Genomic DNA, 19,595 nt, shown 5'->3' with positions numbered 1-19,595 from the left:
TACTGCGCTATTCATCAGTTTTCTGGATAGATATTCGCTTCAATCTCTTCTCGTTGACCAGCCAAAAACGGTGGCAAAGCCAAGCTTTCGCCTAAGTGTTCCAACGGTTCATCGAGTGTAAAACCAGGAGTTAGTGTTGCGAACTCCATTCGGTTTCCGCCAGGTTCACGAATGTAGAGGCTCTTGAAATACCCACGAGAAACCAGCTTTTCGATCTGCCAGCCTTGTTGTTCTGCTCGTTGATACAACTCGTTTAAGGCTGCATCATCAGCAACCGCAAAGGCGATATGATCAGCGCTGCCTCGTCCCATGTGACTGGGTTTGTCAGTTTCAGTAGGTAAGATCTCAAGAAAATCCGTTGCGTTCAATTGAATTCGCTGCTCAACGGTGGACCAACCAAGAAACGCCTCAAAAAAGTTACTTGTTGCTTGAGGATCGTTAACGTGGAGCTGGCTGGAATTCAAGCCTAAGATTTGTTTGTCTGCTGGAATATCATTGTGGACGTGATGATCCGAAGCCAATGGCGGCAAATCCGTCTCAGTCAAAATGATTTCTACCTGATCAGGATCGAAAAAGCGGATTTGTCGCTCGCGTATAGAATAGTCGATCGAATGATGCTTCAGCCGCTCCTGCCAATAAGCCAAGCTATTTTGCGGAAGCTTCAAGCCAATCGTGGCGATAAAGTTTCGATTCTCATAGCGATGGCCTAGATGCGGGACGATAAAAAAGGTTACGACGCTGCCGGGCGTACCTTGATAATCGCCATAGTAATAATGAAGCATTCGATGATTATCCTGATTGACAGTATTTTTCACAAAACGCATCCCTAGAACTTCCGTGTAAAAGCGGATGTTTTCGTGGCTGTCTTTGGTTAGTAGTGAGATATGATGGAATGCTGACATAGGAACCCCTTCTTTTTACTTATTTTTAATAAGTATAGTGAAAGAGGTAGTGTTGAGCAAGTTAAGCGGCTTGGTGATTTAGAGATAAACTAGCAGAATCAAGTGGAACGCAGCTGTTATCCGCGAAAGACTTGATTCTCTAATCCGTTTCCTAATTTATCGGAATATAAATATCCGTCAAACTTTTATCCTTTGAATTTCTAGGCGGTTCAGTCACGAATAGTTCAAATGGAACGGCATCACGAGCTTTCTGTTCATCCTTAAATAGCCATTCTTGATACATATACTGCCAAGCATCCCCGTATTCCTTCGCGGATAGTTCAAAATGTCCAACACCGAATTTTCCGGAAATACTCGATAAACAAATATTGCCGGTTTCCTGAAGGGTTCGATCGTTTGGAATCGTCATCGCGACGCTGGTTCGTAAATTTTTCGCGTCGGTAATAAATGGATTGTCATCGTAAATGGTTAATACCTTTGTCTCATTTTCGACAATGAGTTCATTCTTTGTCGCAAACTCAAATAGTTCGTTGAACATTTTGCGGCTCTGCTTCCTAAATGCGCCATAGCTTCCTCGGAAACGAATATAAATAATTTTCATGTCTGCTACATTCTCAATAGTGATACTTTTTGGTTCGATCATTTTTGGCTCCCCCTTTATGAATAGCTTCATTATTCCATGCTTTTATGGAAATCTCTTGTCATTTCTTGCTGTTTCCGATAGCTGGAGGGGCTGACACCAAAATGTTTTTTGAATGCTCTGCTGAAGGAACACGCATCATTATAGCCGTAGCTTAAGGCAATATCAGATAATGAAGTAGACGAAGCAACGCATAGAAAAATGGCTGCACGTTCTAACTTAAATCTAGTCACGAATTCCTTCAATGTCTCAGAAGAATATTTTTTAAACACTCGATGGAAATGAAATTCTGAAAAGTGCGCGTTCTTGGCTAGATCACTTAAAGAGATTGGCTCTGCGAGATGTTGTTCGATGTAGTCTTCGGTTTTATTGATTAAGCGCAGGTAGTTTTGTTTCGTTGAGTCCGCCATATCTTCTTGCTCCTTTTATGTCGTAGGTCATTCCGCTGAAACACCTCGGAACTTGACTGGTTTCGTTTCTTTCATTCATTATAGAAGACTGTCTGCTTTTTTACGAATGCTCTAGTAAAGATAAGCATGAAATTTTACTTACTATTAGTAAGGTGATAAGGTTATCTCAAGAAACGAATAACGACACTTGCTGGCGTTGTTCCTTACAGGAGGTTTTACCATGACAGTAATTGTTCCCACATTTCAACTAAGCGCCACCGCACACATTGGCCGCGTGGCATTGAAGGTAGCGAATTTAGAAAAAATGACCCGTTTTTACCAAGAAGTGATTGGGCTACAGGTCTTAGAAAAAAGCGCAATTCAAAGTACTTTAGGCGTTGATAATACGGTACTACTAGAATTGCATAAGGTGCAGAACCCTTTGCCTATAACACCAAAAACCGGTTTGTATCACGTAGCCTTTTTATTACCGACTCGAAAAGATTTAGGAAATGCGCTGCGTCACTATTTGACGATCGAGGCGCCTTTGATCGGAGCTAGTGATCACGGCTATAGCGAAGCTCTTTATTTAAATGATCCCGAGGGCAATGGGATCGAAGTCTACCGTGACAAGCCGCAAAGTGAATGGGATGTTCGTGCTGATGGTGAGATTGTTGGCGTGACTCTCGAGATGGATGCCGAAGCGGTCATCGCTGCGAGCGATGGTGCAGGGGAAGGATTTCCAGCAGGATCGACAGTTGGTCATGTGCATTTAAAGGTAGCGGATTTGATGCAAACAGAAAAATTTTACACAGAAGTTTTAGGACTATCCTTGAAGAATAATTTTGGCAATCAAGCCAAATTCTTTGCGACGGGGGATTATCATCACCATATCGGGTCCAACATCTGGTTAGGAAAAAATGTTCCTGCCGTGACTGAGCAGGATTTAGGATTGGACTATTTTAGCTTCGTCGTATCCGATCAAGCAGAGCTAGATCGCTTGGAAGAGCATTGGAAAAATCAGATCGATTATTCCAAAGACGAAAGCGGCAGTTTAACCATCGTTGATCCAAACGGTATTATCATGAAGTTTGAAAAATAAAAACAGAAGAACGATCGGCGAAGAGTAGGAAGCTGATTTGAAAAAAACAATAATAGGAAGTGGTTGCAGATTCATTTGCGACCACTTTTTTATCTTGTTTTCGAGTTAAGGGTGTGTTTTGATTGTCCTTAACGATATAATTATTATGAAAGTCTTGGGATATTTCAATAGCTGGAAACGTTGATTTAATCACGATGCTTGTCATTCGAGCTTGTCTTTTTCAGAGTGCTTTGGTATCTTGCTTGTAAGTTGTCTTATCAACAGGTAATTTTGATTTAGGGGGATGGAATATTGCTAGGCGAAAAATTAAAAAAACAACGACAATCATTGGGATTGACCCAACAGGAGGTGGCAGATCATCTGCACGTCTCACGACAGACAATCTCCAATTGGGAAGTCGGACGGAATTTTCCAGATATTCCGATGATCATTTCAATTAGCGATTATTACCAAATCTCCTTAGACGAACTGTTGAAAGGTGATGAACAATTAATGGATAAAATGAAGAAAGACGCAGAGCTCATCAAACGAACCAAGCGAAGAAAAATCTTTGACGCGGTCTTTGTGGTAATTTTGCTGCTGACGGTATTTTTTGCTTTTGTGATGAGCCGGATACCGGAGCTTGCGAATCAAAGGATACTGCCAATGCTTGTTGTAGGAATCGTGTTTCTTTTTACGATCCTGCGCTTCTTTCTAATTATTCCGAAAGACGATAAAGTCAGCGGAAAATACGCCCCGATAATCATTTCGAAATCATTTGGTGTCGGCTGGGCGATCAATCCTTATCATCCGTTGGGGTTAGCGCTGTTGATCGGGATACTTATAGCTATCGAGTTGATAATCTTTTTTGGATGAAAAATTAATCAAACTAAACGAGAAATAAGAACCTAAACACTGGATAATTCGGTGTTTAGGTTCTTATTCTTTTATGTGGTCGTTTTCCAATGAGGACCTTGTGCCAATTACTTAGATAACGGACGACCACGTCTATTTTGGACTGGATGGATGTTTTGTTTGCCCTTCACTTTATTTTTAGATAGTTGCTGCGAGTTCTCAAAGGCTTTCTTTTTCTTCTGATGAAGAAAATCCTCCAACTTCGCCTTAGACTGTGTCATGAATGCTCCTCCTTTCAGCAAAAATTGCAGTTAGCAGTCAGCAATTAATTTCATAGAAATCAAATCCTTTCGTTGTTCTATCTTTAGTATAAAGGAGCGATGCATAGACGGAGGAACGAGTTTTTTTATAAAAAAAGAAAGAGCCGGAATTCGCTCTTTCTTAACACTGTTTTTTGATTGTGCGAATGATACGTTGGATACTTTTGATATCCATGTAATATCTGCTAGCGAGCTCACGGGTACTTTTTCCGAGCTGATACTCCTGATAAATCTGTTGATTCCTTTGTCGAAGCATCTCCTTACTAGCAGTCTTGCTGCCCCAAGGCAAGCGATCCTTTGGTTTCTTTGGAATATAAAGGATTGTACCATTAACATATTTTTGGATCTCTTTTACGATCTCCTCTGGTAGAAGTTCGAATGCGTTTTGATAAGCCATCTTTTAGCCTCCTAATTAAAGTAAATTTAGGATTCAGCAAAAGCTCTTCAAGCATTCCTGCCAAGCTTTTGCTAGGCTTTAATAATTACTCCCATTGTAATGCTCCTTTCGGGTACTAGGGTTAGTATAGCATATTGGTTTTGAAGGAAGCATAGTATGCGAAAAAATATATCAGAAGTAAAAGATACTTTCTTATTGAAAAGGTAATCCCCTGATTGAAAAGAAATCAATAAACGGTGTCAAGTTGAATTACAAATATTACCTGATACTCTTTGACTTTTTTGAAAAGTTTTTTAATAACGCTAATTGTTACATGTTACAATTAGCGAGAAAGGAACAAAGCAGTCCAAAAATATTAATCAAAAATACCTATACAGAAGAAGAGACTTTGTTAACAAGAATTATGGAAAGTCTCAATGTAATGCCAGAGAAAGTAATAAAAAAGATTTTCTGAATCTTGCAACAATTTGTCAAATTATGTGTAAACGTTAGATATTTTTGACTCACGGAAGTTTCAATTTGAAATTGCGATGTTAAGGATAAAAGAAGTGTTAATGTATGTTCCAAGACGAAAATCTAATTTGAAGAGGGATAAATATGTTGAAAGAAAAATTTGCCTTCAATCGAAAAATAAGAATACTGGAAGAGATAAAGAATATAGATGAATATTTAGTTCAGTTTTTAGATAATTTGGAAATCCAAATAGTAAATAAGCACTATATAAAAGATAAAAGAATAGAAGAGTTTAGTTTGAATATTAAATATGTAAAGGAGTAAGTACTATGTTTATTGAACACATAGAAGGTGGAGTTAATAGCAAATATTGGGAAGAACTATGTGTACAAGCGTACACTATAAAATATAATGAATTTCATTTTATTGAAGTTCCTGCAAGGAATCAAGGGGATGCAGGAATAGAGGGTTTTACTAAAAAAGGGACAGGAATCGCTATTCAATGCTACTATCCAGAAAGTGATTTTACGTTTCAAGAATTATATACTCACCAAGTCAATAAGATAAGTAAGGACATCAAAAGACTGTTAGATGAGGATAATGCTAATAAAAATCTTAAAAATATGGGGATTTGTCCAATTAAGGAGTGGCATTTTTTAGTTCCAGAATATAGTAATAAGGAACTGATTAAACATGCTGAAAAAAAATCAAAAGAGGTTAGAGAAAAGATAAAAGGAAATAGAGAGTTATATGATTATTTAGATGAAAATTTTACTATACTTTTATGTACAGAAAAACATATAGCGAGTTACTTAACAGATATAATCTTAACTGAAAATGCCGCTATCTCTCTAGATATAAAACTAGTGGATGAGGACAGTATTGACTGGGAATCAACAGACAGCGAAATTAAAAGTAACGTTCGTCGAAAAGTTTCAAAGTTAACGGACGATGATAGTCATAGAGAATTATTGATAGAAATGTTTATGAAAGGGTATGTATCGGGTGTTTCAGAATTGTTAGAGATAAACGAATACTCTACTAAAATATATTCCAAGATAGTAAATCTTATAGAGGAATATACAAAAAAAGTTCAACTTGAATCATTGATGAATAATAGTGGAACTGTACCTTCTGACAAGTACAGAGAATTAAGTTCAGATTTTTTAACAAGAATAGACGGAGAGTTACATTTTTTAAATAGCTCATCAAGAAGCCGACTCAGTCGACAAGTAATGGCTAAATGGTTAGGAGACTGCCCATTAGATTTTTAAAACATGAAGAAAGGAATAAATTATGAATATTGAAGACAATCTGAATTTTGATAAAATCACGTTTAATAGAAAACCAGAAGCAGTGCCGTATAAAAATAGAATTTCATACAAAATAATGTTTGTATCATTACTTATAAAATATACGAGTCCTTCTTCAGGGTGTTCTTTAGAAAAAATGCAAATAATAAGTTCATATTATTTCAACAAAAATGAACAGGATAATTTTTTATATATGCTTAGGAATAATAGACAAAGAATACTATTTAAGGAAGATTTATTCTTAGTTAAAGCAGTTAACTACATGTATTCAGAAAGAATACTGAAACTACAAAAAGATGGTAAATACAGATTAACGGCTAAAGGTAGAAAACTTAATACAATCATTGAAAAGGAAGATGCTTTTTTGAATGAAAAAATTTTTTTCGAGAAAATAGGGATTCATTTTTCAGAAAAAATTATTGAGGAAATGAAAACTAGAATTGTTTAATGTAAGGGGAAAAATCTATGTTAAAGATAAATGAGTTGGCAATTAATATCCAAATGGAAAAGGAGAGTCGTACTTTCCATAATAAATTCTATGATGGAGTAAATGTTATTACTAGTTCAATGAATACTAGCGGGAAAAGTGCCATCATTAATGCTATTGTTTATTGTTTAGGAATGGAAGAATTAATCGGTGGGAGTAAGGGACACAGAGCTTTGAGTACAGCATTTCATAATAAAATATGGGATGAAGCAGGAAAGAGTGATGAACAAAGAAAAACATATAAAGTATTATTTTCTACCATGTATCTTGAAATTTCGAATGGATCAGAAGTGATTACCTTAAAGAGACATGCAAATAATCCTAGTATAGATGACAATTTAATCACGATTTATTTCAGTAGTTATAATAATATCGAAAACTCTAGTACTAGTAGTGAAAGTTATTACGTTAATTTAAAGGGAGCTGCAAAAAACTCTAAAGGATTTTTATTTTTTTTAGAAAGCTTTTTGTCGCTAGATTTACCAATTGTTCCTAGATATAAAGGAGAGCCCACTAAGCTGTATTTGCAAAATATTTTTGGTGCCATGTTTATTGAGCAAAAGCGTGGATGGTCAGATATTTTAGTACGAGTTCCAAATTACGGGATTATTGATGTTAAACAGAGAGTAGTAGAATATTTATTAAAGTTAGAAACTTTAGAAAATGAAAAAAAGAAGTCTGAAATAAAAAAAGAAATCGAAAAAATAAAAGATGAATGGAAAATACTATATACAGAATTTAAAAGTAAGGCTTTTCCATTTTACATTACTGAATTACTACCAGAAGCGATGATTATCGGTGAAGATATACTTCGAAAAAATTTAATTAGACTAGTTGCAGAAGATGAAAACAGAGAAATAATAACAATTGATGAGTATCTAGAAAATAAGATAATTGAAAAAGAAGATTTGGATAATAAGTTATATGTTAAGGGTAATGATATAAACAACTTATCTACTGAGAATGAAAGAATTGAAAATGAATTATCTAAGTTGAACTCACAACGTTTAAAAATAACTACGAAAATTAGTTTGATCAAAACTGAACTTGAAGAATATATAAAAAGTAGCGAAGCTATATCTGAGGATATTCAAAATAATAAAGATTTAAAAAAAATAAAAAATCTAGGCTCAGAAGAAAACATATCAGTACTTGGACACTCATGTCCAGTTTGTCATCAGGAAATAAATGATTCTTTGTTAGATAGTCAGCAGAATATTCAAGTCATGAGTATTGATGAAAATATCACATATTTGACTCAGCAGTTAAAGCTATTTAATAATCTAATAACTCAAAAAAGATATGCAGAAGAAGAAGCAAGAAAGGCTTTAAGGGAGATAACTTCCAAAGAAAAAACATTGTTTAGTTTAATGAGAGCAATAAAGGATGATATTTATAGTGTGTCTGAAGCGTATTCAGAAGTTAATCTCGAAAGGAAAATAAGAATTAAATTAGATATTGATAAAAAAGAAACTCTAAAGATGGAATTTAAAAAAATAATCAAAAAATTCAACTCCTTATCTAACAGACTAAAAAGCGAGTATGTAAAATTAGATGAATTACCAGAAGACCGATTATCAATATTAGATGAAAAAAAATTAAAAAATTTCAGTACATCTTTTGTAAATTACCTTAAAATTTTTGATTACAGAAGTGTCTCTAACTTGAGTGAGGTGAAAATTTCTAGGAACACCTATATGCCTGAAGCAGATGGATTTGACTTGAAAGCAGATTCATCTGCTAGCGACAACATTAGAACAATATGGTCATATACTTTAAGTCTATTAAATATTTCAAATATGTACGATGGTAATCACCTAGGTTTTATTATTTTCGATGAACCAAAGCAACATAGTATACATGAAAAAGATATGATTGAATTTTTTAATCAAGCGATGCTATTTAAAAACAACCAAATTATTATAGGATTCACTCAAGACCAATTAGAAAGTCCTCAAATATTTCTTGATAAATTAAAAGAAGGAGGCTGTAATATTATTGATTTAGGGACAAAAGCTTTTAAATAGAACTAAAAATAAAAGCCTTATCGAAAAAGAAAATTTCGATAGGGCTTTTATTAGAAAATAGTCTCACTTTAAATGAAAATACAGTATTTCAGGAGTTGAAGAACCTTGGTTTATCGGCATTCCCCATTCATATTATGTTGGCTCTTTATTCCCACTCCACAGTAGCAGGTGGCTTAGACGTAATATCATACACGATCCGATTAACATGAGCGACTTCATTCACGATTCGAACAGAAATCTTTTGCAAGACATCCCATGGGATGCGTGCGAAGTCTGCGGTCATACCGTCGATTGAGGTAACAGCGCGGATACCGACTGTGTAGTCATAGGTACGGCCATCGCCCATAACACCGACTGAGCGGATGCCTGGTAGGACAGTGAAGTATTGCCAGATGTCGCGGTCAAGGCCGGCGTTGGCGATTTCTTCTCGGAGAATCGCGTCTGATTCGCGGACGATTTCTAGTTTTTCTTCGGTGATTTCACCAAGGACACGGATACCTAGACCTGGTCCTGGGAATGGTTGGCGCCATACGATTGAGTCTGGCATGCCAAGCTGTGTTCCTAATTCTCGGACTTCGTCTTTGAATAGGGTATTTAATGGTTCGATCAATTCGAACTGCATATCTTCTGGTAATCCACCAACATTATGGTGAGATTTGATTGTTTGTGCTGTTTCGGTACCAGATTCGATCACATCGGTATAAAGCGTACCTTGGGCTAAGAAGGAAATGCCTTCTTGACCAGCAAGTTTAGTTGCTTCGTCGTCGAATAGGTAAACGAATTCGTTTCCGATGATTTTACGTTTTTTCTCTGGATCAGAAACGCCAGCTAGTTTGTCTAGGAAACGGTCTTTGGCATCGACTTTGATGATGTTCAAGCCGAATTTTCCGCCAAGTGCTTCCATGACTTGTTCGCCTTCGTTTTTACGTAATAGACCGTGGTCTACGAAGATCGATGTTAATTGGTCACCGATGGCTTTTTGTAAAAGCACCCCTACGACAGAAGAGTCTACGCCGCCTGATAGGCCTAATAGAACTTTTTTGTCGCCGACTTGTTCGCGAATTTTTGCGATTTGCATGTCGATGAAATTACTCATCGTCCAATCGCCTTTACATTGACAGACATCTAGGGCAAAGTGACGTAATAGTTCGTTGCCGTATTCTGAATGACGCACTTCTGCATGGAATTGAATCCCGTAGATATTGCGTTCGGTATTTTGGATCGCTGCGATTGGGCAGTCTTTGCTGGTGCCGACTTTTTCAAAGCCTTCTGGAACCTTCGTCACTAAATCACCGTGACTCATCAAAACTGTTTGTTCTTTTGGCGTTCCTTCAAATAATACCGCGTGATCAGAAACGACTTCTAAGGTTGCTTGACCGTATTCACGGTTTTTTGCGGGTTCAACTTTTCCGCCTAGGTTATATGTGATCAGCTGCATGCCGTAACAGATTCCTAAGATGGGAATACCTAATTCAAAGATTTTTGGATCGATGGAGAAGGCTCCTTCGTCATAGACACTATTCGGACCACCGGATAAGATGATCCCTTTTGGATTCATGGCTTTGACTTCTTCAGCAGTGATGCGGTGGCTCATAAGTTCTGAGAAGACACCGAATTCACGGATACGACGAGTGATTAATTGGTTGTACTGACTACCGTAGTCGAGTACGATGATTTTTTCTACGTTTGTCATTTCGGCAGAAACGTTTGTCACAATTATTACCCCTTTTCAAGTTTTATTATAAAAGAAAGCAAGCTTTCTTTATAAGCTAGTATTTACGCAAATAGATTTCATCAATGATATGATGCTTTGCCTTGTGCAAGATAATATCAGCTCGACCTCTCGTTGGCAAGATATACTCTTCCAAATTCTTCAAGTTCACATTTTTCCAGACATCCTCAGCCATAGCAATCGCTTCTTTGCGATCCCCAATAGCATAGTCATAATAGTAGTTATCCGGATCTTTAAAGGCAGTATCCAGCAAGGATTCAAAACGCTCGATATACCAGCGCTCCACCATTTTCGGATCAGCGTCGACATAGATCGACAGGTCGAAAAAGTCGCTGACGTAGATTTGCTGATTGGCCGGCAGCTGCAAGGTATTGATCCCTTCCACGATTAAAATATCCGGCGAATCGATCAATTCGTATTCACCTTCTACGATATCGTAGACATCATGGGAATATTTGGGGATAGGAATATTTTCTTTGCCTGATTTCACTTCATTTAAGACATCGATCAGTTTCTCCATGTCATAGCTTTCGGGAAACCCTTTACGATCCATAATTCCGCGTTCTTCTAAGACAGCGTTTGGATATAAAAAGCCGTCAGTGGTGATTAATTGGACCGTTTGATGTTTGAATAGGCGATCTAATAAGGTCTGTAATAAACGAGCGGTGGTACTTTTTCCGACAGCGACGCTTCCAGCGATTCCGATGATAAACGGCGGCATCTTCACATAACGGTGCAGAAACAACCCTTTGCTTAACGTGAGCGACTCAAAATCCTTCATATAAAGATGGATCAGGTGACATAAGGGTACATAAACATCGGCCACATCCTTCATCGAGATTTGGTCGTTCAAGCTTTTGATATTGTCAAGCTCTGCTTGCGTCAACGGTGTGTTTCCCGGTGTGTAGAAATCCTGCCACTGATCGCGGGCGATCCGGAAATAGTTCCCTCTTTCGTTCATAAGAACCTCCTTATTCATACTAAAGTAATCATTTTTCAAAAATCGAAAAATGAGTCTAATATCGTGCCACATTTCAGTCAATTTAAGGTGAAAAGCTGAACTGGCAACTGCGCTTATTCTACCACAAAAATGGTAGAAGAAATTGCTCTGCTTCTAAGAAATCCGAATAATTTCCTGACACAAAACGTTATAAGCCATTTTAGCCGAAAAAAAACCAGAAAAGCTATTAGAAAGATAGGAGTTTCATGTATTTCTTATTTAAGAACGGAAATCTGCTAATTTATTCAGATTTTCGATATTTTGCTACGATTTTTTTAATTGAACTTGTTCAACCTACCGATTGGTAGTAAACTAAAACTACCAATCGGTAGGGAGTGGATAAGATGAATACAAGAGAGAGAATCTTACAGAGTACCTTGGAACTAGCATCGGAGGTTGGGATGGGAAATGTATCTCTGCAAAAGATTGCTGACCGTGTTGGGGTGCGCAAAGCAACATTGTTCAGTCACTATAAATCTAAGGATGAGATTTTTACTGAGTTATATGTATATTTAAGGGAAAATATTTCTCAGAAGCATCAAGCGGAGTCCTTTGATTATACGGAATTCGTTCAAAATAAAACAGCGACAGAGATTTTAACAGAAGTCGTATGCGGCTATAAGCGGATGAATGAAACAGGGTATCTCGCTATCTTCTATAAGTTCATCAGCAGTGAACGGGTACTGAATCCGATGGCAGCTAAAATTATGATTGCAGAAACTGAGACGATGTTAAAAAGAACACGAGAATTGCTGTCAGTCATGCAGGAAAATGAATTGTTAGTTTTTCCGGTTTTTAAGACAGCGGTGACGTCATTCTGCTTGACGATTCATAGTTTATTGGATTTGGCTTTTGATTATACTTCGATTGGTGAATCGGTAAAAGCCGAAGAAATGATCAAGGAGTATATAAAGAATTTCTGTCAGGAATATGCACCGAAGTAAGGATGATTGAGGTGAAGGGAATGATCGTGCTTTTTGGTTTATTAGCAGTATTGTTTTTAATGATGACTCTCACGGCATTTATTAAACTGTCTCCACCTGCCAGTGTATTAATGGTGATGTTGCGGATGCCGTATCAATATGCGGTGAACTACTTTACGCCAGTGTTGGCTATCGGACTTTTGGTCTTTTTGGGATTCAAGTTCTTTAAGGGAACATTGCCTTCTTCTAGTGAATGGATTTTAGCGGGTGTTTTTACGTTCGTACTGATTGGTGGAGTCATTTATCAGTTTCGGATAATGACCGTAAAAGCTCAGAAACAAGGGATGAACTATCGAGAAGTTGCAAGTGATCAATCCTATGAATCTGATACGGAAGATGTTTCTGAAGATGCAAAGATGCAGCAGCTATTTGTGACGACTCCGAGGAAGTCTTCTTTATCAAAAGTGTGCGTTGTTTATGTGAATTATGGCGGTTGGAAAAGGCAAGATGTTTCTGCGGGAAACGGTCTTAGAGACATGAGTGTTTCACAGGGCTATAGTTTTGCGCAACTTGCTGGGATGGATGCCGGTGATGGCGATATTATCGATACCGTGAATGATGTAAATCGAGGAGTAGCATGGCTCAAGGATCGATTTCAATATGAACAAATTTTCCTAATAGGCGGTTCGGCTGGCGCAACGATCGCTTTACTTTGCGCTTTTGCAGCTGGTGATGAAGTATATGACGTACCGAAAGTTACGGTTGATGGCGTTATTGCTCTGTACCCAATAAGCAGTCCCAAAGGAGCCTATGAGTATTTCGTCTTAGAGAACCCAGCTTCGAATGTCTTTGACTACTTAGGTGATAAGCTGTATTGCAATACCTTCAAAGGGAAAACCGGTAGTCTGGCTGGTGAGACGAAAGTATCAATGGCGCCATTTTTTGGCGAGTACGGCACGCAAAATCATTATGGTCATACGGAAATTAAGCAGCTCATTGGCAATCAGGATATACCGATATTAATGATCCAAGGAGAACTGGATAGTATGGTCGTTATGGAGGATAATCGCGACTTGTTTCAGTCTTTGATTAAAAGGCAAAAGACGATTTCTTACTTAGAGTTGCCTGGAGTGGATCATGCCTTTGATAGTGTTAGAAAATCAATTCCTAATAAACGGGCACAAAAAGAAATGATCAGTTGGCTCAATCATTTAGTAGCTCCAAATGCAGACAAAAAGTACTATGAATAAAAGAAGTAACTTTCAAGAGAGCAGGTGCTGAAATGAAAAAACTGGAAGAAATGACGCTGGCGGAATTGTGGGAACTATTTCCAATTATTCTGAAGGAACATCGTTCGGAATACAAAAGATGGTACGAGGAAGAAAAGCAGCAGTTAACGGAGTTGTTCGCAGATTTTACGTTTCAACGAATCAATCACATCGGTAGTACCTCAGTCGAGGGCTTGATCGCTAAGCCAATCGTGGATATATTGCTGGAACTTCCTGACGTGTATGATATGGAAGAAGCTTCAGCGAGGCTGCAAAAATCCGGCTGGATCTTGATGATTGAAGATAGGGAAAAACAAACATTAGATTTGAATAAAGGCTATACACCGGCTGGGTTTGCGGAAAAGGTGTATCATCTGCATGTTCGTGCTATAGGTGATTGGGATGAGCTTTATTTTCGTGATTATCTGAGGAAGTATCCAGAAGTTGCGCGGCAATATGAAGAATTAAAGCTTGCGTTAAAGGAAAAGTATGAGCACAATCGTGATGCCTATACGGATGAGAAATCAGAATTCGTGCAGAAATACAGTCAAAAGGCTCGGGAGGAATTTGGTTCGCGCTATTTGCCTAAATAATTTTCGCATTTCGTGCTATGATAAGGAAGAAAATGGTAAGAGGGAGTGCGTAGGATGAAAAAAATCGTTTTATTCGGAGACAGTTTATTGGCTGGTGTGATGAATGGTGAAACCAGTGATATTTTAGATAAGTATATTCTTGATGAGCTGACGGAGATGGGCTTTCCTGGCTACACTTTAGTTAAGTTGGGCAATCGCGGCGAGACTTCAGCTGATGGCTTGGCTCGTGTAGAAGAAGCTGTGGATGCTGAAGGTGACTTTGTGATCATTTCATTTGGCACCAACGATTCGCTGAAACATGCGGATTCATTAGATACCTTCGGCGAAAATATGAAAGAAATCATCGAATCCTTTGATGCGTCAAAAGTGATTTTATTGACGACGGGGTATATCAATACAGAGATTTATCCAAAGGGTGACAATGAACGGCAGCAGCTTTTCGCCCAAAAAGCGAAGATGGTGGCAGCAGAATCGGGCGTTAATGTGATTGATCTGTACCAGCACATGACGGTGTATCCAAAACCAAATGAGTTCGTGCAAACATTCGACGGTATTCATCCTTCAGATGAAGGCTATCATTTCCTAGGAGCTTTAATTGCACGGGATATCAAAGAAATTTTATTAGCAGAAGGGTAAGAACATGGCAAATCATTATTATTCGGAAAATCCTGAGACGGCGCACGATCTGCATCAATGGTCGTTTGAATTAGCAGGAAAGAATTTTCAATTTATGACTGACAGCGGGGTCTTTTCTCGTGACACCGTTGATTATGGCTCACGTGCATTGATCGAACATTTCGATGCGGAAGAATTACCGGAAGGAACATTGTTAGATGTTGGCTGCGGCTACGGGCCAATCGGCATGGCTTTGGCGTATCAAACGGGGCACCCTGTTGAAATGATCGATGTGAATAACCGAGCAGTGGAACTAGCGCAAGGTAATGCGAAGCGCAACGGGATCGAAGCAGATATTCATCAATCGAACATCTATGAAACCTTGCATCAGAAAGAGTATGCGGCGATTATCAGTAACCCCCCGATCCGTGCAGGGAAAAAAGTCGTGCACCAGATTTTAAGTGAAGCAGAACCGCTACTAAAAGTTGGCGGTACGTTGACGATCGTGATCCAGAAGAAACAAGGAGCACCTAGTGCAAAAAGTAAAATGGAAGAAGTTTTTGGCAACGCTGAAATTGTTGCGAAGGACAAAGGCTATTACATTATTCGCAGTGTGAAGGAATAAAGTTGATCCCGTCTGTTCAGATTTTGAGCGGATGGGATTTTTACGTTTAGGGAAAAGGCTTGCAAGTACAGTCAAAGAAAGGGTACAATCACATTGACTCATGTTTTTCACAAATGTGATAAGGAGGCAAGGTTATGCAAAAAGAAGAAGATAAATTATTGGTCCGCATTGCTGAAATGTATTACCAAGAAGATAAAAACCAGAGCCAGATTTCTAAAGAACTGAATATTCACCGCAGCACGATTAGTCGTTTATTGAAGCGTTCGCGCAACGAAGGGATCGTGAATATTTCGATCAATTATGATAAGGCTGGAACCTATAGTATCGAAAAGGAATTGCAGGAAAAATTCGATTTGGAGAAGGCGATCATTGTACAGGCGGGGACAGATCTGAGTCGTACGCAAAAGGACAAGTTGTTAGCCCAGGGGGTCGGTGAATACCTGACAGAAATTATCAAAGACGATATGATCTTCGGCTTTTCTTGGGGCGAAACCATGTCGGCGATTCCTGAGGGGTTGACGGATTATGCTGTAGAAAACATTCTCTGTGTACCAATGATCGGCGGTCCTTCTGGGCGTTTGATCAGTGATTATCACGTCAACACGATCACTTATGAAGCATCGAAGAAACTGAATGGTCGGGCGTTATTGATCGATTCGCCGGCCTTTCCCGAAACGGTTGCGTTGAAAAAAGCCTTGATGGAAAATGACTTTAATCAGGAATTGATCGATTATTGGCGCAAAATTGATATTGCCATTTTAGGGATCGGCTCGCCAACCTTGAAGGCAAGTGAAAGCTGGAAGCAGTTCTATGGCGAAGACGTACTGGCTTATTTAGAAGGGAAAAAAGTAGTGGGAGATGTGGTGTCACGCTTTTATAACATTGAGGGCGAGCATATTGATAACACCTTAGATGATCGGTTGATCGGTATCGATATCGCTGACTTGAAGCGAACACCGTATCGAATCGGTGTAGCAGAAGCAGTCGATAAAGCTGACGCGATCGCTAGCGCACTAAAAGGCCGTTATATTAATGTATTAGTGACGACAGAAGAAACCGCACGAGAAGTATTGAAAAGATAGGTGAGTCCTATCTTTTTCTATTTAAGGAGGAGCCATGCAAGTTATTCGTTTGCTTCAAACAACCTTAATTTTATTGAGCCGCAAGCAAGTCACCGCAAAGGAATTGGCGGAGCGGTTCCAAGTATCAGTTCGGACGATCTATCGTGATGTCGATGCGCTAAGTTTAGCGGGAGTTCCGGTCTATGCCAATAAAGGGCGAAATGGCGGGGTTTTTTTGGATGATTCCTATCATGTTAGTAATGCCTTGATCGATAAGACGGAGCAGGATGATCTGTTTTTAGCCCTGCACTTATTGCAATCCGTGGGGTTAGCTGATACAGAAGACTTGCTGAAGAAAATGGGCACGGTCTATGATTGGAGCGAATGGCTGGAGGTCGATTTGAGTCAGACAGAGATTACCAGCCAAACCTTTGAGCAAATCAAAGAGGCGTTATTCAATCATTGTGAGATTGACTGTGTCTATCACACTGAATATGGACAAACCCGACTCTTGTCTTTAGCACCAAAACGAGTAATGTACAAGTATCAAACGTGGTATTTGCTGGCGTGGGAATTAAGCAAGCGAGAATGGGAATTATTTCCCTTAAAACAAATCAGAAGCGTTGTTTTAAAAGAGCCGATCGACTATCCGTTTCCAGAGGAAGTGTTGATATTTCCTCAGCTATCTGTTCACCTGCGTTTCAGCAAACGGATCGCTTATAAAAAATATGCCGAGTTCGCGGATTTTGCTTGGACGGACAATCCTGACAGTAGCTTTGATGCGACTTTGACCTTCACGGAATTTGATGATCTTTATCGCTTTTTAATTCCGCTCGGCAAGAATGTTGAAATTCTTGGTCCGTATTGGATTCGCGAGAAGGTTTTAAATTACGTTGGGGCATTCTATGAAAATCATTTTTAATATGACATGTTCTGGCACTTTTATTCGTTACACTTAAGAAAAAGGAGGCGACATCAATGAAATTTGAACAAATTGTTAAACCAGATCAATGGATTCTTTCTCAAACCTTTACGGTGAAGGTCGAAGAAATTCCTCAAGTCATTGGACCAACCTTTATGAAGCTGGGCGGTTTCATCCAAGAGCAGGGCATCCAAATTTTAAGCACGCCGTTTGTATCCTACAAAAACATGGATGAAAATGGCGGACTAGATGAAACAGCCATCGAAATGGAGGTAGGCTTTCCTGTGGCAGAGGAAGTCAAAAATGCTGCGGAGATCGAAAGCGACAGCTATTTTCTTCCGTCCTATAAAGCTTTGTCAGCACTTTATGTCGGGCGCTATGATGATATGACTGAGCCCTATTTCGCCATGATGGATGAGATTAAACGAATCGGAGGGAAATTCAGCGGGATTTCCTATGAGTATTATTTAAGTGATGAGGAGATACCTGAAGAACTGCAGGAAACAATTATGGAATTGGTGTATGAATAATTAGCTATTGGGACGAGTTGAAGGACTCGTCTTTTTTTTACGCCTTTTTGCACTTTTGTGATTCACTTTTAAAAAAGTTGCAAAAAGTTATTGACAACGTTTTCCTCTGCGGTTACTATAAAGGTGCAACAAATGTTAAAAAGAAATCACAAATGTTAAAAGGGGCGTTTACAATGGATTGGTTAGATGTAGAAGGAAAGACGGTCATTGTTACGGGAGGCTCATCAGGAATTGGTGCGGCCATTGTTAAAGAATTATGCGAATTAGGGATCAATGTTGTTAACGCGGATTTACGCGAAGGATCATTTACACACGAGAAGCTATTTTTCAGTCAAACGGATGTTACTTCACCTGAATCGGTAGAACGAACGGTAGAAGCAGCGGTGGCGAAGTATCAATCGATCGATGCGGTAGTGAATAATGCCGGCATTAACATTCCAGCTTTGCTGGTCGATGAAAAAATGACCGAAGACGGGAAGTTCCAAATCAACGAACAGATTTTTAATAAGATGATCGCGATTAATCAAAAGGGTGTCTACTTAATGGGGCAATCAGTTGGTCGTGTAATGGTTGAACAAGGCTATGGTGTCATCATCAATATGTCTTCGGAATGTGGATTAGAAGGTTCGGAAGGCCAAAGCGTCTATGCGGCGACGAAGGCCGCGGTGAACAGCTTCACTCGTTCATGGGCTAAAGAGTTAGGAAAAAAAGGCGTCCGCGTTGTTGGGATCGCTCCTGGGATTATGGAAGAAACAGGGTTACGTACGATCGAGTATGAAACAGCCTTAGCCTATACACGGGGGATTTCAGTTGAACAATTACGCGCTGGCTACACCAATACCAAGACAATTCCTTTAGGCCGCGACGGAAAATTAAGTGAAGTGGCAGATTTGGTGGCTTATTTTATTTCTGGTCGTTCAAGCTATGTGGATGGCGTTACCGTCAACGTCGCTGGCGGCAAAACACGAGGGTAATTTTTGATTCTGCTGATTGTGGGAAATGTGCGGTCGGCAGAATTATCAATCAATACAGAACTGGGAGGGACTTATGAACAAAGTAATTTTAGTAGCTCATGGCAAGCTGGCTCATGAGATGAAGAATTCCGCGGAAATGATTTTTGGCGCACTGCCTGATTTTGAATCAGTGGAATTTTTGAAGGAAGAGGGCTTGGACACGATCCAAGAAAAGATTTCTGCGGCAATGTGTGAAGAGAAGGCGTCTTATCTGGTGTTAACGGACTTATTTTGCGGAACACCTTACAATGCCAGCTGTGCAGTAGCAATGAAAAATCCTGGCCGAGAGATCGAGGTCGTATCAGGAATGTCGCTGCCGATCGTCTTGGAAGTAGCCAGTATGTTGGGTAAAAGTCTGCAGGATATTGTGAATCATGCTACAAGTATTCCCTGCGATACAGTGAAAGCGTTTAAACAACAGGTGATTGAAGAAGAGGAGGAGTTTTAAG

At 39.0% G+C, this 19,595-nt stretch carries 23 protein-coding genes; 16 read left to right on the top strand and 7 right to left on the bottom strand.

The window, feature by feature from the left end; translation table 11 throughout:
• Positions 1 to 14: 14 nt before the first annotated feature.
• The 3 genes from KQI58_RS13680 to KQI58_RS13670 all read right to left on the bottom strand — a co-directional run bounded on the left by KQI58_RS13680 (position 15) and on the right by KQI58_RS13670 (position 1,952).
• The gene (locus tag KQI58_RS13680; RefSeq protein WP_216409637.1) at positions 15 to 902 is read right to left on the bottom strand and encodes a VOC family protein; all 888 of its coding nucleotides are present in this window, start codon (positions 900 to 902) and stop codon (positions 15 to 17) included.
• Positions 903 to 1,053: 151 nt separating this feature from the next.
• A complete protein-coding gene (locus KQI58_RS13675; protein WP_216409636.1) occupies positions 1,054 to 1,545 on the bottom strand; it encodes an AraC family transcriptional regulator in 492 nt (163 codons plus the stop codon).
• 29 nt (positions 1,546 to 1,574) lie between these two features.
• Positions 1,575 to 1,952 carry a helix-turn-helix domain-containing protein gene (locus tag KQI58_RS13670; RefSeq protein WP_216409635.1) on the bottom strand — a complete coding sequence of 126 codons (378 nt, stop codon included), beginning with the start codon at positions 1,950 to 1,952 and terminating at the stop codon, positions 1,575 to 1,577.
• A 220-nt stretch (positions 1,953 to 2,172) separates the two neighbouring features.
• On the opposite strand from KQI58_RS13670, the gene KQI58_RS13665 reads away from it, so the two are divergent.
• Both KQI58_RS13665 and KQI58_RS13660 read left to right on the top strand, forming a co-directional pair.
• Entirely contained in the window at positions 2,173 to 3,033 is an 861-nt protein-coding gene (locus KQI58_RS13665; protein WP_216409634.1) for a VOC family protein, read from the top strand.
• A gap of 291 nt (positions 3,034 to 3,324) precedes the next feature.
• The gene (locus KQI58_RS13660) at positions 3,325 to 3,888 is read left to right on the top strand and encodes a helix-turn-helix domain-containing protein (RefSeq protein WP_216409633.1); all 564 of its coding nucleotides are present in this window, start codon (positions 3,325 to 3,327) and stop codon (positions 3,886 to 3,888) included.
• 107 nt (positions 3,889 to 3,995) lie between these two features.
• Here the strand turns inward: KQI58_RS13660 and KQI58_RS13655 are convergent, their stop codons facing one another.
• Both KQI58_RS13655 and KQI58_RS13650 read right to left on the bottom strand, forming a co-directional pair.
• Positions 3,996 to 4,148, bottom strand: a complete 153-nt coding sequence (locus KQI58_RS13655) for a hypothetical protein (protein ID WP_216409632.1) — start codon at positions 4,146 to 4,148, stop codon at positions 3,996 to 3,998.
• A 160-nt stretch (positions 4,149 to 4,308) separates the two neighbouring features.
• The gene (locus KQI58_RS13650; RefSeq protein WP_216409631.1) at positions 4,309 to 4,584 is read right to left on the bottom strand and encodes a CD3324 family protein; all 276 of its coding nucleotides are present in this window, start codon (positions 4,582 to 4,584) and stop codon (positions 4,309 to 4,311) included.
• Between the two features lie 597 nt (positions 4,585 to 5,181).
• On the opposite strand from KQI58_RS13650, the gene KQI58_RS13645 reads away from it, so the two are divergent.
• The 4 genes from KQI58_RS13645 to KQI58_RS13630 are packed head-to-tail and all read left to right on the top strand — an operon-like array spanning position 5,182 to position 8,864.
• Positions 5,182 to 5,361 carry a hypothetical protein gene (locus KQI58_RS13645; protein WP_216409630.1) on the top strand — a complete coding sequence of 60 codons (180 nt, stop codon included), beginning with the start codon at positions 5,182 to 5,184 and terminating at the stop codon, positions 5,359 to 5,361.
• A gap of 5 nt (positions 5,362 to 5,366) precedes the next feature.
• Complete coding sequence (locus KQI58_RS13640; protein WP_216409629.1) at positions 5,367 to 6,311, top strand: hypothetical protein; 945 nt, start codon at positions 5,367 to 5,369, stop codon at positions 6,309 to 6,311.
• Positions 6,312 to 6,333: 22 nt separating this feature from the next.
• Positions 6,334 to 6,798: a hypothetical protein gene (locus tag KQI58_RS13635; protein ID WP_216409628.1), complete on the top strand. Its 465-nt coding sequence runs from the start codon at positions 6,334 to 6,336 to the stop codon at positions 6,796 to 6,798.
• Positions 6,799 to 6,815: 17 nt separating this feature from the next.
• Complete coding sequence (locus KQI58_RS13630; RefSeq protein ID WP_216409627.1) at positions 6,816 to 8,864, top strand: hypothetical protein; 2,049 nt, start codon at positions 6,816 to 6,818, stop codon at positions 8,862 to 8,864.
• A gap of 145 nt (positions 8,865 to 9,009) precedes the next feature.
• Here the strand turns inward: KQI58_RS13630 and guaA are convergent, their stop codons facing one another.
• Complete coding sequence (guaA, locus tag KQI58_RS13625) at positions 9,010 to 10,578, bottom strand: glutamine-hydrolyzing GMP synthase (protein ID WP_216409626.1); 1,569 nt, start codon at positions 10,576 to 10,578, stop codon at positions 9,010 to 9,012.
• A 55-nt stretch (positions 10,579 to 10,633) separates the two neighbouring features.
• Positions 10,634 to 11,557: a type I pantothenate kinase gene (gene coaA / locus KQI58_RS13620; RefSeq protein WP_216409625.1), complete on the bottom strand. Its 924-nt coding sequence runs from the start codon at positions 11,555 to 11,557 to the stop codon at positions 10,634 to 10,636.
• Between the two features lie 383 nt (positions 11,558 to 11,940).
• Here coaA and KQI58_RS13615 point away from each other — a divergent pair, with 383 nt between their 5' ends.
• The 10 genes from KQI58_RS13615 to KQI58_RS13570 all read left to right on the top strand — a co-directional run bounded on the left by KQI58_RS13615 (position 11,941) and on the right by KQI58_RS13570 (position 19,594).
• The gene (locus KQI58_RS13615; RefSeq protein WP_216409624.1) at positions 11,941 to 12,540 is read left to right on the top strand and encodes a TetR/AcrR family transcriptional regulator; all 600 of its coding nucleotides are present in this window, start codon (positions 11,941 to 11,943) and stop codon (positions 12,538 to 12,540) included.
• Between the two features lie 20 nt (positions 12,541 to 12,560).
• Positions 12,561 to 13,769, top strand: coding sequence for an alpha/beta hydrolase family protein (locus KQI58_RS13610; protein WP_253295953.1), 1,209 nt, complete (start codon positions 12,561 to 12,563; stop codon positions 13,767 to 13,769).
• A gap of 32 nt (positions 13,770 to 13,801) precedes the next feature.
• The gene (locus KQI58_RS13605; protein ID WP_216409622.1) at positions 13,802 to 14,380 is read left to right on the top strand and encodes a GrpB family protein; all 579 of its coding nucleotides are present in this window, start codon (positions 13,802 to 13,804) and stop codon (positions 14,378 to 14,380) included.
• 54 nt (positions 14,381 to 14,434) lie between these two features.
• Positions 14,435 to 15,016: an SGNH/GDSL hydrolase family protein gene (locus KQI58_RS13600; RefSeq protein WP_216409621.1), complete on the top strand. Its 582-nt coding sequence runs from the start codon at positions 14,435 to 14,437 to the stop codon at positions 15,014 to 15,016.
• Between the two features lie 4 nt (positions 15,017 to 15,020).
• Positions 15,021 to 15,620: a class I SAM-dependent methyltransferase gene (locus KQI58_RS13595; RefSeq protein ID WP_216409620.1), complete on the top strand. Its 600-nt coding sequence runs from the start codon at positions 15,021 to 15,023 to the stop codon at positions 15,618 to 15,620.
• Between the two features lie 134 nt (positions 15,621 to 15,754).
• Positions 15,755 to 16,702, top strand: a complete 948-nt coding sequence (locus KQI58_RS13590) for a sugar-binding transcriptional regulator (RefSeq protein ID WP_216409619.1) — start codon at positions 15,755 to 15,757, stop codon at positions 16,700 to 16,702.
• 34 nt (positions 16,703 to 16,736) lie between these two features.
• Entirely contained in the window at positions 16,737 to 17,603 is an 867-nt protein-coding gene (locus KQI58_RS13585) for a helix-turn-helix transcriptional regulator (protein WP_216409618.1), read from the top strand.
• Between the two features lie 56 nt (positions 17,604 to 17,659).
• Positions 17,660 to 18,133, top strand: coding sequence for a GyrI-like domain-containing protein (locus tag KQI58_RS13580; protein ID WP_216409617.1), 474 nt, complete (start codon positions 17,660 to 17,662; stop codon positions 18,131 to 18,133).
• Between the two features lie 173 nt (positions 18,134 to 18,306).
• On the top strand, positions 18,307 to 19,107 hold the full coding sequence (locus tag KQI58_RS13575) for an SDR family oxidoreductase (RefSeq protein ID WP_216409616.1): 801 nt from the start codon (positions 18,307 to 18,309) through the stop codon (positions 19,105 to 19,107).
• Positions 19,108 to 19,180: 73 nt separating this feature from the next.
• Entirely contained in the window at positions 19,181 to 19,594 is a 414-nt protein-coding gene (locus tag KQI58_RS13570) for a PTS sugar transporter subunit IIA (protein ID WP_216409615.1), read from the top strand.
• The last annotated feature ends 1 nt before the right edge of the window (position 19,595 follow it).

The sequence above is a fragment of the Enterococcus raffinosus genome (assembly GCF_018917525.1).
GTDB classification, from domain to species: domain Bacteria; phylum Bacillota; class Bacilli; order Lactobacillales; family Enterococcaceae; genus Enterococcus_A; species Enterococcus_A raffinosus_A.
This window is presented reverse-complemented; position numbering and strand designations above follow the sequence as displayed.

Bases quoted from the DNA above. Each gene is read 5' to 3' on its own strand.
- KQI58_RS13680 (WP_216409637.1), bottom strand. From the start codon at position 902: ATGTCAGCATTCCATCATATCTCACTACTAACCAAAGACAGCCACGAA.
- KQI58_RS13675 (WP_216409636.1), bottom strand. From the start codon at position 1,545: ATGATCGAACCAAAAAGTATCACTATTGAGAATGTAGCAGACATGAAA.
- KQI58_RS13670 (WP_216409635.1), bottom strand. From the start codon at position 1,952: ATGGCGGACTCAACGAAACAAAACTACCTGCGCTTAATCAATAAAACC.
- KQI58_RS13665 (WP_216409634.1), top strand. From the start codon at position 2,173: ATGACAGTAATTGTTCCCACATTTCAACTAAGCGCCACCGCACACATT.
- KQI58_RS13655 (WP_216409632.1), bottom strand. From the start codon at position 4,148: ATGACACAGTCTAAGGCGAAGTTGGAGGATTTTCTTCATCAGAAGAAA.
- KQI58_RS13650 (WP_216409631.1), bottom strand. From the start codon at position 4,584: ATGGCTTATCAAAACGCATTCGAACTTCTACCAGAGGAGATCGTAAAA.
- KQI58_RS13645 (WP_216409630.1), top strand. From the start codon at position 5,182: ATGTTGAAAGAAAAATTTGCCTTCAATCGAAAAATAAGAATACTGGAA.
- KQI58_RS13640 (WP_216409629.1), top strand. From the start codon at position 5,367: ATGTTTATTGAACACATAGAAGGTGGAGTTAATAGCAAATATTGGGAA.
- KQI58_RS13635 (WP_216409628.1), top strand. From the start codon at position 6,334: ATGAATATTGAAGACAATCTGAATTTTGATAAAATCACGTTTAATAGA.
- KQI58_RS13630 (WP_216409627.1), top strand. From the start codon at position 6,816: ATGTTAAAGATAAATGAGTTGGCAATTAATATCCAAATGGAAAAGGAG.
- coaA (WP_216409625.1), bottom strand. From the start codon at position 11,557: ATGAACGAAAGAGGGAACTATTTCCGGATCGCCCGCGATCAGTGGCAG.
- KQI58_RS13615 (WP_216409624.1), top strand. From the start codon at position 11,941: ATGAATACAAGAGAGAGAATCTTACAGAGTACCTTGGAACTAGCATCG.
- KQI58_RS13610 (WP_253295953.1), top strand. From the start codon at position 12,561: ATGATCGTGCTTTTTGGTTTATTAGCAGTATTGTTTTTAATGATGACT.
- KQI58_RS13605 (WP_216409622.1), top strand. From the start codon at position 13,802: ATGAAAAAACTGGAAGAAATGACGCTGGCGGAATTGTGGGAACTATTT.
- KQI58_RS13600 (WP_216409621.1), top strand. From the start codon at position 14,435: ATGAAAAAAATCGTTTTATTCGGAGACAGTTTATTGGCTGGTGTGATG.
- KQI58_RS13595 (WP_216409620.1), top strand. From the start codon at position 15,021: ATGGCAAATCATTATTATTCGGAAAATCCTGAGACGGCGCACGATCTG.
- KQI58_RS13590 (WP_216409619.1), top strand. From the start codon at position 15,755: ATGCAAAAAGAAGAAGATAAATTATTGGTCCGCATTGCTGAAATGTAT.
- KQI58_RS13585 (WP_216409618.1), top strand. From the start codon at position 16,737: ATGCAAGTTATTCGTTTGCTTCAAACAACCTTAATTTTATTGAGCCGC.
- KQI58_RS13580 (WP_216409617.1), top strand. From the start codon at position 17,660: ATGAAATTTGAACAAATTGTTAAACCAGATCAATGGATTCTTTCTCAA.
- KQI58_RS13575 (WP_216409616.1), top strand. From the start codon at position 18,307: ATGGATTGGTTAGATGTAGAAGGAAAGACGGTCATTGTTACGGGAGGC.
- KQI58_RS13570 (WP_216409615.1), top strand. From the start codon at position 19,181: ATGAACAAAGTAATTTTAGTAGCTCATGGCAAGCTGGCTCATGAGATG.